Origin of the sequence: Bacillus sp. 16GRE42, from assembly GCF_019837435.1 — a bacterium.
Taxonomy (GTDB): Bacteria; Bacillota; Bacilli; order Bacillales; family Bacillaceae_G; genus Bacillus_A; species Bacillus_A wiedmannii.
On record NZ_JADAXF010000001.1, the window covers coordinates 1,970,887 to 1,984,655 of the forward strand.

General features: G+C 35.8%; 14 protein-coding genes. 4 read left to right on the plus strand and 10 right to left on the minus strand.

Annotated features, from left to right (window positions below):
- Positions 1-38 precede the first annotated feature (38 nt).
- Positions 39-704 (plus strand): MIP/aquaporin family protein, encoded by a 666-nt coding sequence (locus ILS93_RS10240; protein WP_000913204.1) that lies wholly within the window; start codon positions 39-41, stop codon positions 702-704.
- A gap of 59 nt (positions 705-763) precedes the next feature.
- Here ILS93_RS10240 and ILS93_RS10245 read toward each other — a convergent pair whose 3' ends face one another.
- From ILS93_RS10245 to ILS93_RS10255, 3 genes are all read right to left on the minus strand, one after another.
- On the minus strand, positions 764-1,195 hold the full coding sequence (locus tag ILS93_RS10245; protein WP_000512998.1) for an Rrf2 family transcriptional regulator: 432 nt from the start codon (positions 1,193-1,195) through the stop codon (positions 764-766).
- A 118-nt stretch (positions 1,196-1,313) separates the two neighbouring features.
- Entirely contained in the window at positions 1,314-2,534 is a 1,221-nt protein-coding gene (locus tag ILS93_RS10250; protein ID WP_064474664.1) for an ABC transporter permease, read from the minus strand.
- A gap of 2 nt (positions 2,535-2,536) precedes the next feature.
- On the minus strand, positions 2,537-3,421 hold the full coding sequence (locus ILS93_RS10255; protein WP_222660393.1) for an ABC transporter ATP-binding protein: 885 nt from the start codon (positions 3,419-3,421) through the stop codon (positions 2,537-2,539).
- 342 nt (positions 3,422-3,763) lie between these two features.
- Here ILS93_RS10255 and ILS93_RS10260 point away from each other — a divergent pair, with 342 nt between their 5' ends.
- On the plus strand, positions 3,764-4,591 hold the full coding sequence (locus ILS93_RS10260) for a 5'-nucleotidase, lipoprotein e(P4) family (protein ID WP_088048047.1): 828 nt from the start codon (positions 3,764-3,766) through the stop codon (positions 4,589-4,591).
- 26 nt (positions 4,592-4,617) lie between these two features.
- On the opposite strand, the gene motB is transcribed toward ILS93_RS10260, so the two are convergent.
- Positions 4,618-5,406: a flagellar motor protein MotB gene (motB, locus tag ILS93_RS10265; protein WP_064474661.1), complete on the minus strand. Its 789-nt coding sequence runs from the start codon at positions 5,404-5,406 to the stop codon at positions 4,618-4,620.
- Positions 5,396-6,190, minus strand: coding sequence for a flagellar motor stator protein MotA (motA, locus tag ILS93_RS10270; RefSeq protein WP_064474660.1), 795 nt, complete (start codon positions 6,188-6,190; stop codon positions 5,396-5,398). The genes motB and motA overlap by 11 nt, the downstream gene beginning before the upstream one ends.
- A 264-nt stretch (positions 6,191-6,454) precedes the next feature.
- Here motA and ILS93_RS10275 point away from each other — a divergent pair, with 264 nt between their 5' ends.
- Positions 6,455-7,234, plus strand: coding sequence for a M15 family metallopeptidase (locus tag ILS93_RS10275; protein ID WP_064474659.1), 780 nt, complete (start codon positions 6,455-6,457; stop codon positions 7,232-7,234).
- 36 nt (positions 7,235-7,270) lie between these two features.
- Here ILS93_RS10275 and ILS93_RS10280 read toward each other — a convergent pair whose 3' ends face one another.
- The 4 genes from ILS93_RS10280 to sdhC form a co-directional block, all read right to left on the minus strand.
- Positions 7,271-7,717 carry an acyl-CoA thioesterase gene (locus ILS93_RS10280; RefSeq protein ID WP_222660395.1) on the minus strand — a complete coding sequence of 149 codons (447 nt, stop codon included), beginning with the start codon at positions 7,715-7,717 and terminating at the stop codon, positions 7,271-7,273.
- 93 nt (positions 7,718-7,810) lie between these two features.
- Positions 7,811-8,572, minus strand: a complete 762-nt coding sequence (gene sdhB, locus ILS93_RS10285; protein ID WP_001291830.1) for a succinate dehydrogenase iron-sulfur subunit — start codon at positions 8,570-8,572, stop codon at positions 7,811-7,813.
- Positions 8,565-10,358 carry a succinate dehydrogenase flavoprotein subunit gene (gene sdhA / locus ILS93_RS10290; protein ID WP_061677094.1) on the minus strand — a complete coding sequence of 598 codons (1,794 nt, stop codon included), beginning with the start codon at positions 10,356-10,358 and terminating at the stop codon, positions 8,565-8,567. Before sdhA ends, sdhB begins: the two co-directional genes overlap by 8 nt.
- A gap of 13 nt (positions 10,359-10,371) precedes the next feature.
- Complete coding sequence (gene sdhC, locus ILS93_RS10295; RefSeq protein WP_000678353.1) at positions 10,372-10,998, minus strand: succinate dehydrogenase cytochrome B558; 627 nt, start codon at positions 10,996-10,998, stop codon at positions 10,372-10,374.
- Positions 10,999-11,297: 299 nt separating this feature from the next.
- Here sdhC and ILS93_RS10300 point away from each other — a divergent pair, with 299 nt between their 5' ends.
- Positions 11,298-11,747 carry a YslB family protein gene (locus ILS93_RS10300; protein WP_064474657.1) on the plus strand — a complete coding sequence of 150 codons (450 nt, stop codon included), beginning with the start codon at positions 11,298-11,300 and terminating at the stop codon, positions 11,745-11,747.
- A 114-nt stretch (positions 11,748-11,861) separates the two neighbouring features.
- Here ILS93_RS10300 and uvrC read toward each other — a convergent pair whose 3' ends face one another.
- Positions 11,862-13,646: an excinuclease ABC subunit C gene (gene uvrC / locus ILS93_RS10305; protein ID WP_064474656.1), complete on the minus strand. Its 1,785-nt coding sequence runs from the start codon at positions 13,644-13,646 to the stop codon at positions 11,862-11,864.
- Positions 13,647-13,769: the final 123 nt, after the last annotated feature.

Consider the following 13,769-nt stretch of genomic DNA (forward strand, 5'->3'; position numbering starts at 1 on the left):
TTATAATACGTTTCATGCGCAATATTAGGAGGTAAATTATGTTAAAAAAAGCAATCGCTGAATTTATTGGTACATTTGTACTTGTATTATTCGGAACTGGAGTAGCTGTCATTGGCGGCGGAATTGAAGGAATTGGAACATTAGGAATCGCTATGGCTTTCGGTCTATCTATTGTGGCTATGGCATATAGCATCGGGACAATTTCTGGATGTCACATTAACCCAGCAGTATCAGTAGCAATGTTCATCAACAAAAGAATGAACGCTATGGAACTTTGTTATTATGTATTAGCTCAAATTTTAGGTGGTTTATTAGGAACTGCAACGTTAGTAACGATTTTACGCTCTGCTAAAACACCTTTAGATAATTTAGGACAAAATGGTTTTGGAACTCTTGGTTTATCTGGAGCATTTCTAGTTGAATTTATTTTAACTTTCGTATTCATTTTAGTTATCGTTGCTGTAACAGGTAAAAAAGGAAGTTCTTCTCTAGCAGGATTAGTAATTGGTTTCACATTAGTTTTAGTTCACTTATTAGGTATTCCGTTAACTGGAACTTCTGTTAACCCAGCTCGTAGTATCGCACCAGCTTTATTCGCTGGCGGAGAAGCACTTTCTCAACTATGGGTATTCATCGTTGCACCAATTCTTGGTGGTATCGTAGCAGCTATTGTTGGTAAATTTATTTTAAATACTGAAAAATAGAATTTTCAATATTTCTGACTAAAAAAAGGCGAGCCCTCATTATGAGGTTGCTCGCTTTTTTACTCTTTCATTTTAGACTTTAAGTTTGTAACTAATTGATCTACTGTTACATTTGCAAGTACGTTTTCCATCGCTTCTTGCGCTTGCATTAAAATAATTTCTAATACTGATTGAATATTAGCTCCTACTGGACATTCAATGTTGGGATTTTCATGGAAGGAAAATAGTTGCCCTTCTTCTACAACTTCCACTGCTTTATATACATCAAGTAATGTAATTTCTTCTAAATCACGAGCAAGTGTCGTACCACCTTTACCAGCTTGTACATCAACAAGTCCTGCTCTCTTCAACATTCCTGTAATGCGACGAATCACAACTGGATTTGTATTCACACTACCAGCAATCCATTCAGAGGTACAGCGAGAGTTTCGATCTATCGCAAGTAATGTCAGCATATGAACACCTACTGTAAACCGACTACTAATCCCCATCTGCACACCCTCCTTTGTATTCATTCTATTAAAAGACGACTCTTATTATTATATACTATTTTTAATTTATACATAAAGAAAAAGCATGATTTCAATAGGAAATCATACTTTTCTCTCATTATTGACGCTTTATAAATTTCGCTAAATCTTTAAATTTCACTTTATCTGAGTAATTCATTACGCCGTTTACGTAAATGCGGCTTGCAAGCATATTGATGATAACGATAGTCACCAATAAAATTACTAACGTCACACCAATTTCTACAGCCCCAGCTTCACCAGCTACAAGTCTTGAAAATGTAACCATAGGTGTAAAGAATGGAATATATGAACTAACTACAGCTAATGTACTATTAGGATCAAATAATGATTTAATACTAATGAAAAATGCTGCTATCCCTAACATTGTAATTGGGAACGAAAGAGACTGTACATCCTCAATTTTTGATACAACAGCACCAACCGCTGCATATAACATCGCATATAGTAAGTAACCCGTTACAAAATATACAACGAACATACTAATTACTACCGCATCCAATTTAGAAAAGTCTAGTGTAAGTCCTATTAAAGATGCGTTTTCTAAATCTACCCAACCTAATAAATATGGTACAAGAAAACCGAAGGAAGCAATAACTAGTAATAGTAAAGCACTAGAAACAATTGCTAAAATTTTGGCATGTAGCATTGTTAATGGTTTTACTTTCGGAAGCATTAACTCCATAACACGAGATGATTTTTCAGATGCTATCGTCGTTCCAATTGCAGTTCCAAACACAATAATAAACATATATAAGGCAAACGAGAAAACATAACCAATTCCAAAGGAAGATGCATGATCCTTTACTGCCTCTTGCTTTAACGGAATTTCCATCTGTAACTGTTTGGCTACTTCTGCAGATACATTATTTTTTTCAATCATTACCGCTGTATACTGTTCCTTTAAATAACTTGCCATAAGTGTAGCTGTTGATTGGCTCGGAAAACCACTATACATATACGTCACTTCTGGAATACCATTCTTTTCTGTAATACGGAATAAGCCATCTAAATCCCCATCTTCCACTTGCTTACGTAGCTCATTAAATTTATCCTTATTTTCTACAGTTACTTTAGCAGACGGAAGTAACTTTGTTATATCACTTTCTTGTACTTTATAAGTATCGCTTTCAGTTACTACCGCAAATTTATCTTTTCCTTTATCGTTATCAGCAGTGAAATGATTAAATGCGAAAAGTCCAAACACAACTAAAAATAAAATCGCACTCGTAATTAATGATTTTTTAGATAAAAACGCTTCCCTAAAATAAAATGAAAATACGTGAGAAAATTTACGCATCGTTATTTCGCCCTCTCTACAAAGATTTCGTTTAACGTCGGCTCTAACATTTTAAATTGTCGTAAGGTAACACCTTGTTCTTGCAATTGTTGTAAAATCTTTAGAGCTTCTGCATCATCTTGTACTTGCACATAAAGAAGGCCTTGTTGTTTTTCATACGATACATGAATAGCTTCTAATCCCTTCGCATTCTCTTCTGTATCTTCAATCGTTAAATTGCGGAAACCGTATTCTTTTTTAATATCACTTAACTGGCCTTTTACGACTGCTTCGCCTTTTTTCAAAATACATACATGTTGGCAAAAAGCCTCTACTTGTTCCATACGATGACTGGATAAAATAATTGTCTTTCCGCTCTGTACTTGATCTTCAATAATGCTAGCTAACATTCCAGCATTAACTGGATCCAGTCCACTAAATGGTTCATCTAAAATGAGAAGTTCAGGATTATGAAGAAGAGCAGCAATTAATTGGATTTTTTGCTGATTTCCTTTTGAAAGCTCTCCTGCCGTTTTAAATTTATATTCTGGTATCGCTAATCGCTCTAACCAGTGATCAATAGCAAGATCTACTTCTTTTTTCGTCATTCCTTCTAATCTACCAAAATATCGCAACTGGTCTATTACTCTACTTTTTGTATATAAACCTCTTTCTTCTGGTAAATAACCAATTGTTACCCCACTAGTCCCAAATGATTTTCCATCCCATGTAATAGAGCCTTCATTAGGCGTTAATAATCCGAGAAGCATTTTGATTGTCGTTGTTTTCCCTGCACCATTTCGTCCAAGTAATCCTAGTACTTCACCTTTTGGTAACGAAATTTGCAAACCGTTCACTGCTTTTGATTCCCCAAATAGTTTCGTTAAGTTTTGAATTTGTAAACTCAAAGTATAAAGCCTCCCCTTTAATATCATTCATACTCTCTTTCAAAGACTATGTTTATTCAGGATAAAATATAGCACTACACTTCATCCTCTTAGTATGTAACATCTCCTTAATCCATCATTTGTTCTATTTAGTTAAAATTGTAAATAATATCATTTCGTTTGTCAATTATAATTGTCATTAAGACAATAAAAGTTGTCAAAATGAGTTCCATCATTTTTCTCATCTTTCTAATATAGGACATACTACTATATATACAAAAGACAATATGCAAATGTTCATAAAAAATTTTTATATTTTAATATATAATATAAGATGATTTTCTAACATCAAGGAGGATACATATGAAGATGAAGAGGGGTATTACCACTTTATTATCTGTAGCAGTTCTATCTACATCGCTTGTAGCATGTTCAGGAACACCAGAGAAAACAGTGGCAAAAGAAGAAAAAGTAAAATTAACAGAACAGCAATTAATGGCTGATTTATGGTATCAAACAGCCGGTGAAACGAAAGCACTTTACTACCAAGGGTACAATATCGGTCAATTGAAGCTTGATGCAGCTCTTGCAAAAGGGACAGAGAAAAAGCCTGCTATCGTACTTGATTTAGACGAAACTGTTTTAGACAACAGCCCTCATCAAGCAATGAGCGTAAAAACAGGAAAAGGCTATCCTTACAAATGGGATGATTGGATTAATAAGGCTGAAGCTGAAGCCCTTCCAGGCGCAATTGATTTCTTAAAATATACGGAATCTAAAGGTGTAGATATTTACTACATCTCAAATCGTAAAACGAACCAACTAGATGCAACAATTAAAAATCTTGAGCGTGTAGGTGCTCCTCAAGCAACGAAAGAACATATATTACTACAAGATCCGAAAGAAAAAGGAAAAGAAAAACGCCGTGAACTCGTTTCTCAAACACATGATATCGTCTTATTCTTCGGTGATAACTTATCTGATTTCACAGGTTTTGATGGGAAATCTGTAAAAGATCGCAATCAAACAGTTGCAGATTCAAAAGCACAATTTGGTGAGAAATTTATTATTTTCCCTAATCCAATGTACGGTGATTGGGAAGGCGCTTTATATGATTATGATTTCAAAAAGTCAGATGCAGAAAAAGATAAAGTCCGTCGCGACAACTTAAAATCATTTGAAGAAAAATAAAAGAGGATGGCATTCGCCATCCTCTTTTATTTTTCTTTCTCTGTTAAAGGCAAGATAAATACTTCCACACGTCTATTCTTAGCCTTTCCTTCTTGTGTATCGTTTGGAGCAATCGAACGGTATTCTCCGTAACCAATCGCACTAAATTTTTCTGGTTGTAATTCTTTATTTTGCAGTAATACTTGCATAAAATTAACTGCCCGCTGCGTACTTAATTCCCAGTTCGACGCAAACTGCGCATTGGCAATAGGGACATTATCCGTATGACCCGATACTGTAATTTCACGAGGTGACGCTGAAACAAGTAAGCTAGACATCTCTTTTGCAATCCCTAAAGATTCTAATTTCACATCTGCTTTCCCCGAATCAAACAGTATATTCTCTAATATTGTCACCATTAATCCCTTTTCAGTTAATTTAGTTTGAAAAGAAGAGGATAATTGTTTTTCATTAATATATTGATCAATCTTTTTTTGTAATGCTTTCAATTCATCCATCTCTTTTTTTTCTTTCGCTCTAGCTTCTTCTTGTTTTTTTGCTTGTTCTGCCTCAAGGCTACTTGCTGATAATTCTTTTTCATCATTTGGCTTTTGATCACTTAAAAATTCTTTGTTACCTGTTCCACCGGCTAATTCACTTCGAAAAGCAACTGCCATCTGTTTAAACTTCGCAGCATCTATACTACTCATTGCGAATAAAACGATGAACAATGCAAATAACAACGTTAACATATCTGAATATGGAATTAACCAAGTTTCGTCGATATGCTCATCATGTTTTTTCTTTTTGCCTCTTCTATTTTTCTTACTCCGCATTTTTTTCTGCTCCTTGTTCTAGCTTTTTACGCTCAGTTGCAGAAAGTGAACCTAAAATGCGGTTCTTCATAATAAACGGATATGTACCTTCTTGTAACATTAATAAACAATCAATGATTAAACGTTTTTTCTCGATTTCAGCTGCAGATTTTTGTTTTAACTTATTTGCAAATGGATGCCATAATACATAACCTGAAAAAATACCAAAAATCGTTGCAATAAACGCACCTGAAATAGCATGTCCTAACTTTTCAATATCAGTTAAATTACCAAGCGCAGCTACAAGACCAATAACAGCACCTAAAACTCCTAATGTCGGTGCATATGTACCAGCTTGAGAAAAAATTGCTGCTCCTTTTGCATGCCTTTCTTCAATTGCTTCTAATTCAGCTTCTAAAATTTGTTCTAAATCTTCTGCGGATACGCCATCAATCACAAATTTCATACCACGCAAAAGAAATTCATCTTGAATTTTGTCTAATTGTTGCTCTAAAGACAAAATACCGTATTTTCTACTTTCTGATGTCCAATGAACAAATAATTCTAGCAACTGTTCATAACTTAAATCCTTTTTATTTGAACCAAAAAGAACTTTAAATAATTTTGGAACCCTTTTTAGTTGATTCATCGGAAATGCTATACATACTGCAGCAAATGTACCGATAAAAATAATTAATGCTGCGGCAGGATTCAATAAGGATGTTACGTCAGCGCCCTTGACGACCATCCCTACTACTACCGCTACAAATCCTAAAATAAGCCCAATAATTGTTGCAAAATCCATTCCCATTCACTCCTAGTCTATACAAGAAGTTCTTCATTCTCGATAATCGCTACATCTTCTTATGTATATATATTACATAAAAAATTCATTTCATGAAAGATAAGAAATGAATTAAATAAAAAAATACTACATTTTTACACATTTTCTGACATTTTCTTTGCATTTCTATTACGTTATGACTCTTATATTTCTTTTTCAACAAACTAGACTTATAATAAAAACGATACATATTTTATTAAGAAAGGACTGTGATTACAAGGTATCATGAAAAAAATAATCATTATTTCTGCCGCTACTATTGTAATCGGTATCACATCTTTCGCTTATTTCGGTTCTAAATCGCCACTACAAAATGAGGCGAAAGCTGTCGAAAATCAAAAACATAGTAACCATCAAAAAGAAGAGATTCCTGCTTTTCCTAAAGCTGATCATAATGCAAAGAAACTAGACAATAATTTTTTCGTTGTAACAAATCCAGAATCTAATCTTGTATTAGTTAATAAACATCGTAAATTACCAGACGGATACACGCCTGAAGACTTAACAAGACCAAATGTACCATTTACTAGTCCAAAAGATAAAGAAAAAACGCTACTGCGTAAAGATGCTGCAGATGCGCTTGAAAATATGTTTGAAGCGGCAAAGAAAGAAGGACTTGAACTTACAGCTGTATCTGGTTATCGTTCATACAAACGCCAAAAATCATTACATGATACGTACGTTAGACGTCAAGGAAAAGCTGAAGCTGATTCAGTAAGTGCCATTCCTGGTACGAGTGAACATCAAACTGGTTTAGCAATGGATATTAGTTCAAAATCTGCTAAATTCCAATTAGAGCCTATTTTTGGAGAGACAGCCGAAGGAAAATGGGTTGCAAAACATGCCCATGAATTTGGCTTTGTCATTCGTTATTTAGAAGATAAAACAGAAACAACAGAATATTCATATGAACCGTGGCATTTGCGCTACGTTGGTAATCCATACGCTACATACATATATAAACATCATTTAACATTAGAAGAAGCAATGAAAGACAAAAAATAAGAGAGCAAATTGCTCTCTTATTTTTCTTTTACTCTATTATTGTAGTAATTTTTTCTTCCACTCTTCAGGCCACGATTCACCTCTTCCCGTTTTTTTCGATGCTTGAACCATCATTCCACGACCGACTAAACAAGCTTCTCCTTCTGCATTCTTCACCATATAATGCAAATCTAAAGAAGAATTCCCAACCGATCCCGCTTTTACATATACCTTCAACTGTTCATCAAAATATATTTGCTTAATAAAATTACATTGTAAATCTGCAACAACGATCATCGTTTCTGAAGATTCATGCGTCCATTCTTGCATAAATCCAAGTTCTTTAAACAATGCGATACGTGCTTCTTCAAAATAAGTAAAGGCAACGACATTATTTACATGCCCAAACATATCTACTTCACCAAAACGAACTTTTACAGGATTGTAAAATGAAAAACCACTTTCCCATTGCTCAAAGTCTTCAATATAAGAAATCCTCTTCATTATTCCCTCTCCTTTTCGCCCTTAAAATAAACAGAATAAACAGAAAAATAAAGTTATAAATATTGCCTCTTCAACATGAAGAGGCAATATTTATTAATAGTTATTGTCGCTACCAAAGAAATCTTTAAACGATTGAATTGTTGTATCACGGTTTAATGCCGCAATTGAAGTTGTTAATGGAATACCCTTTGGACATGATTGCACACAGTTTTGAGAGTTACCACAGTTTGCAAGTCCTCCATCTCCCATAATTGCACGTAAGCGATCTGCTTTATGCATTTCACCCGTCGGATGTGAGTTGAATAAACGAGCTTGTGATAACGGTGCTGGTCCAATAAAGTCAGATTTACTATTTACGTTTGGACATGATTCTAAGCAAACACCACATGTCATACATTTTGAAAGCTCATAAGCCCATTGACGTTTCTTCTCAGGCATTCTTGGTCCTGGTCCTAAGTCATACGTTCCATCAATTGGAATCCAAGCTTTAACGCGTTTTAGAGCGTTAAACATGCGACTACGGTCAACTTGTAAGTCACGTACAACTGGGAATGTCTTCATCGGCTTTAAGCGAATTGGTTGTTCTAACTGATCAATAAGAGCTGTACATGATTGACGTGGTTTTCCGTTAATCACCATCGAACATGCGCCACATACTTCCTCTAAACAGTTCATATCCCATGCAATCGGAGTCGTCTGGTTTCCTTTTGAATCAACAGGATTACGACGAATTTCCATCAGTGCCGAAATAATGTTCATATTTGGACGATATGGGATTTCAAACTCTTGGTCAAACTCTTGTGCATCTGGTCCATCTTGTCTCGTAATGATGAGGCGGATTGTTTTCTCAGACATGTTGCTTATCCCCCTTCTCTTCACCCTTAGCAGCTACATCATGTTTTGAGGAATAGTCACGTTTACGTGGTTTAATTAATGAAACATCCACTTCTTCGTAATGGAATGCTGGTGCTTTTCCTTCTCCCTCAAATTTCGCCATCGTAGTTTTTAAGAAGTTTGCATCATCACGATTTGGGAATTCAGGTTTGTAATGCGCCCCGCGGCTCTCATTACGGTTATACGCTCCAATTGTAATAACACGCGCTAACTCAAACATATTTGCAAGTTGGCGTGTAAATGAAGCACCTTGGTTACTCCATCTCGCTGTATCGTTAATGTTAATGCGTTTGTAACGCGCCATTAACTCTTCAATTTTCGCATCAGTTTCTAGTAGCTTTTTATTTTCACGAACTACTGTAACGTTATCTGTCATCCATTCTCCAAGCTCTTTATGAAGAACATATGCATTTTCGTTACCATCAAGCGTTAAAATATTGTTAAATTTCTCTGTTTCGATTAATTCATTTTGCTCATATACAGTAGATGAAACAGCATCAGACGATTTAGAAAGACCTTTCATATACTCAATCGCGTTCGGTCCTGCTACCATACCACCGTAAATTGCTGATAATAGTGAGTTCGCACCTAGACGGTTACCACCGTGCATAGAATAATCACACTCACCTGCTGCAAATAAACCTGGAATACTTGTCATCTGCTTATAATCAACCCATAGTCCGCCCATTGAATAGTGAACTGCTGGGAAGATTTTCATTGGTAGTTTACGAGGATCATCACCTGTAAACTTCTCATAGATTTCAATAATTCCACCAAGTTTAATATCTAGTTCTTTCGGATCTTTATGAGAAAGATCTAAGTACACCATGTTTTCACCGTTAATACCTAGTTTTTGCTCTACGCAAACGTCAAAGATTTCACGCGTTGCAATATCACGAGGTACAAGGTTTCCGTAAGCCGGATATTTTTCTTCTAGGAAGTACCATGGTTTACCATCTTTATATGTCCAAACACGGCCACCTTCACCACGTGCAGATTCACTCATAAGACGTAGTTTATCGTCTCCAGGAATTGCCGTTGGATGAATTTGAATGAACTCGCCGTTTGCATAATATGCGCCTTGTTGATATACAGCAGAAGCTGCTGTACCTGTATTAATAATAGAGTTAGTTGATTTTCCAAAGATGATACCAGGGCCCCCTGTTGCCATAATCACGGCATCAGCTTGGAAACTTTTAATCTCCATTGTTTGTAAGTCTTGTGCAACGATTCCTCGGCACACACCTTCGTCATCAACAACAGCTCGTAAGAAATCCCAACCTTCATATTTCGTTACAAGTCCTGCTACTTCGTGACGACGTACTTGCTCATCTAATGCGTATAGTAATTGCTGTCCAGTTGTTGCACCAGCAAATGCTGTACGGTGATGTTGTGTTCCACCAAAACGACGGAAATCAAGAAGTCCTTCTTCCGTACGGTTGAACATAACACCCATACGGTCCATTAAATGAATGATACCAGGTGCTGCTTCACACATTGCTTTAACTGGCGGTTGGTTCGCTAAGAAGTCCCCACCATAAATTGTATCGTCAAAGTGGATCCATGGAGAATCCCCTTCACCTTTCGTATTTACGGCACCGTTAATTCCACCTTGGGCACATACAGAATGTGAACGTTTTACTGGTACTAAAGAAAATAGTTCAACATTTACTCCTGCTTCTGCCGCTTTAATCGTTGCCATTAAGCCGGCCAAGCCACCGCCGACTACTATAAGTTTCCCTTTCATGCTCTCCCACTCCTTACTGGTTTGCTAGCTGTGGATCGATGAACGCTAATAATGCACTCACACCTACATAAGATAGACCTAAGAAAATAGCTAATGTTACATAAGTAGAGATTCTTTGTGAACGTGGAGATACTGTAATTCCCCAGCTTATGCAGAATGTCCATAGTCCATTTGCAAAGTGGAAAATCGTTGAAACAACACCAACTAAGTAGAATGCAAACATAGCTGGATTGTTTAAAATATCTGCCATCATATCATAGTTTACCTCTTTACCTAACAATGCTTGAATACGAGTTTCCCAGACGTGCCAAGAAATGAAGATCAGCGTAACGATACCTGAAATTCGTTGGAAGACGAACATCCAGTTACGGAAATAACCGTAAGATACCGCATTGTTCTTAGCTGTAAATGCAATATATAAGCCATATATAGCATGGTACAGTATAGGTAAAAAGATGATGAAAATTTCTAGCGCATACCGGAATGGAAGGAGCTCCATAAAGCCTGCAGCTTTGTTAAAAGCCTCTGCTCCTCTTGTTGCAAAGTTGTTTACAATTAGATGTTGCGTCAAAAAGACACCAACCGGGATGACCCCCATTAATGAGTGCCACTTACGAAACGTATACTCGCGGCCTTTCATGTCCCCATTACCCCCTTGAATGTTTGACTGCTGTTTTCAGATTAATTTACAACAATAATGTTTTTTCACTATTGGCATAAGAAAAACTGAAAAAATTATTCGAAATATTTCAGCATAATTTGATAACAAGTTCATTTTACCCCTATTTTTGTCGAAGCGTCAAGAAAACGTATACATAATTTGCATATAATTTGCCAATTCTTTTTCCCTTCTTATATATTCAGATTTCCCCAAAGAAAAATCTGTTTTTATAAATGAAAAATGTTATATAATAATCCCTATAGAAAGAGGGGAATATTGTGAGTAAAAATACAATCGATACAACATCTTTAGAAGATGTTTCATTGAACGCCTTCGCTTATGAATTGCTACGTGAAGAATTACTACCTGATTTAATCGGTAACGATTTAGATGGTATTTTATACTGGTCTGGTAGAAACCTTGCAAGAAAATATCCACTAGAAACAATTGAAGAAGTCATTCAGTTCTTTGAAAAAGCTGGCTGGGGCACTTTAAGCATTATTGAACATAAGCGTCGTGAAATGCAGTTCCAACTTAAAAGCACACTCATCGCTGAACGTCAAAAACAAAACAGACATTCTTCTTATCAATTAGAAGCTGGATTCATCGCTGAACAAATTCAAAAGCAACGAAACGTCGTTGCAGAGTCCTATGAAGAAAAGAAAAAGCGTTCAGACTCTATTACATTTCTTGTGAAATGGGATATAAAAGATCTCATTGAAGTGTAGCATTACCTACAGTCAACTAGACATATAAGTTTAGTTGACTTTTTTGTATTTTCATTCAGTTAGATTTATTTTAAATCTTCAGAAATTATACCAAAAAACAGAAGACGTTGTAAACTACAACGTCTTCTTATCTGTTAAATACGTATAAATTGTTTCCGCGACATTTTTCGGCATACCTGCTTCGACAAATTCAGCTAAAGAAGCTTCTTTCATCTTCTTTAATGAACCAAAATGTTTTAACAATACCTTTTTCCGTTTATCACCGATTCCTGGAATATCATCCAGTGCTGATTGAATAACAGATTTCCCGTGTAATTGGCGATGAAATGTAATCGCAAATCGATGCACTTCATCTTGAATGCGCTGCAATAAATAAAATTCTTGGCTATTTCGCTCAAGCATCACAGGTTCAGGTGGATCTCCAATAATTAAATGGGAAGTTTTATGTTTGTCATCTTTTACAAGCCCTGCCATCGGAATATATAAACCGAGTTCATTTTCTAGAATATCACTTGCAGCCGCCAGATGACCTTTTCCGCCATCAATAATGATTAAATCTGGTAAAGGCAAGCTCTCTTTCAGTGCCCTTGTATAACGGCGTCTCACAACTTCTCTCATAGACTCATAATCATCTGGTCCTTGAACCGTTTTAATTTTATATTTCCTATATTCTTTCTTAGCTGGTTTCCCATCGATAAAAGCAATCATTGCAGAAACAGGATTTGTCCCTTGAATATTCGAGTTATCAAACGCCTCAATACGATAAGGTGTTTCAATCCCGAGCTGCTTCCCTAAATGATCTACCGCTTTAATCGTTCGCTCTTCATCACGTTCAATTAAGTAGAATTTCTCTTCAAGAGCAATCTTCGCATTTTTATTTGCTAATTCTACAAGATCTTTTTTCTTACCACGTTTCGGCTGTGTCGCTTCAACTTCTAAAAAGCGCTCTACTAATTCTGAGTCTATACTTCCTGGAACGACAATTTCCTTCGGCTTAAAATGACTGCTGTTCTCATAAAATTGACCGATAAATGTTAAAAATCCCTCTTCTGGTTCATCGTAGATTGGAAACATAGAAACATCACGTTCAATTAGCTTTCCTTTTCGAACGAAGAAAACTTGAACACACATCCATCCTTTATCAACTGCATACCCGAATACATCACGATCCACTAAGTCACTCATAATCATCTTTTGTTTTTCCATAATCGCATCAATATGCGCAATTTGATCCCGCAACTCTTTTGCGCGTTCAAATTCTAGTTTCTCTGAAGCTTCATACATCTTTGTTTCTAATTCTGAACGAACTTCTTTATGCCCACCATTTAAAAACTTAATAATTTCATCTACAATTTCTTTGTTTTGTTCTTCCGTCACTTCTTTCACACAAGGTGCTAAACATTGACCCATATGATAATATAAACAAACTTTATCGGGCATATTTGAGCACTTACGAAGCGGATACATACGATCTAGCAGTTTTTTCGTTTCATGAGCTGATTGTGCATTCGGATAGGGGCCAAAATACTTTCCCTTATCCTTTTTTACATTTCGCGTAATAAGTAATCGCGGCTGTTTCTCAGCTGTAATTTTAATAAAAGGATATGTTTTATCATCTTTTAATTGAATATTATATTTTGGATCATGTTTTTTTATTAAGTTTAACTCTAAAATGAGAGCCTCTAGATTTGAGGAGGTTACAATATATTCAAAATCTACAATTTCTCCTACAAGCCGCAGTGTTTTTCCATCATGCGAACCAGTAAAGTACGAGCGCACACGATTTTTAAGCACTTTTGCCTTTCCGACATATATAACCGTTCCTTGCTTATCTTTCATTAAATAACAACCAGGTTGATCTGGTAAAATAGCCAATTTTTCTTTTAAATGTTCGTGCACTCGTTACCCTCCATTTCTACATGCTTAGCATCTTTATTTTCACCTGAAAACATACTATGCCAAAACACCCAACATACGTTCCTTTATTGTAACGGAAAGGTGTAAAAAAGGAAAATAAAAAAG

What these genes read in the sequence shown, in the direction of transcription:
- ILS93_RS10240 (WP_000913204.1), top strand. Translation starts at nt 39, where the DNA reads ATGTTAAAAAAAGCAATCGCTGAATTTATTGGTACATTTGTACTTGTA.
- ILS93_RS10245 (WP_000512998.1), bottom strand. Translation starts at nt 1,195, where the DNA reads ATGGGGATTAGTAGTCGGTTTACAGTAGGTGTTCATATGCTGACATTA.
- ILS93_RS10250 (WP_064474664.1), bottom strand. Translation starts at nt 2,534, where the DNA reads ATGCGTAAATTTTCTCACGTATTTTCATTTTATTTTAGGGAAGCGTTT.
- ILS93_RS10260 (WP_088048047.1), top strand. Translation starts at nt 3,764, where the DNA reads ATGAAGATGAAGAGGGGTATTACCACTTTATTATCTGTAGCAGTTCTA.
- motB (WP_064474661.1), bottom strand. Translation starts at nt 5,406, where the DNA reads ATGCGGAGTAAGAAAAATAGAAGAGGCAAAAAGAAAAAACATGATGAG.
- motA (WP_064474660.1), bottom strand. Translation starts at nt 6,190, where the DNA reads ATGGATTTTGCAACAATTATTGGGCTTATTTTAGGATTTGTAGCGGTA.
- ILS93_RS10275 (WP_064474659.1), top strand. Translation starts at nt 6,455, where the DNA reads ATGAAAAAAATAATCATTATTTCTGCCGCTACTATTGTAATCGGTATC.
- ILS93_RS10280 (WP_222660395.1), bottom strand. Translation starts at nt 7,717, where the DNA reads ATGAAGAGGATTTCTTATATTGAAGACTTTGAGCAATGGGAAAGTGGT.
- sdhB (WP_001291830.1), bottom strand. Translation starts at nt 8,572, where the DNA reads ATGTCTGAGAAAACAATCCGCCTCATCATTACGAGACAAGATGGACCA.
- sdhA (WP_061677094.1), bottom strand. Translation starts at nt 10,358, where the DNA reads ATGAAAGGGAAACTTATAGTAGTCGGCGGTGGCTTGGCCGGCTTAATG.
- sdhC (WP_000678353.1), bottom strand. Translation starts at nt 10,998, where the DNA reads ATGAAAGGCCGCGAGTATACGTTTCGTAAGTGGCACTCATTAATGGGG.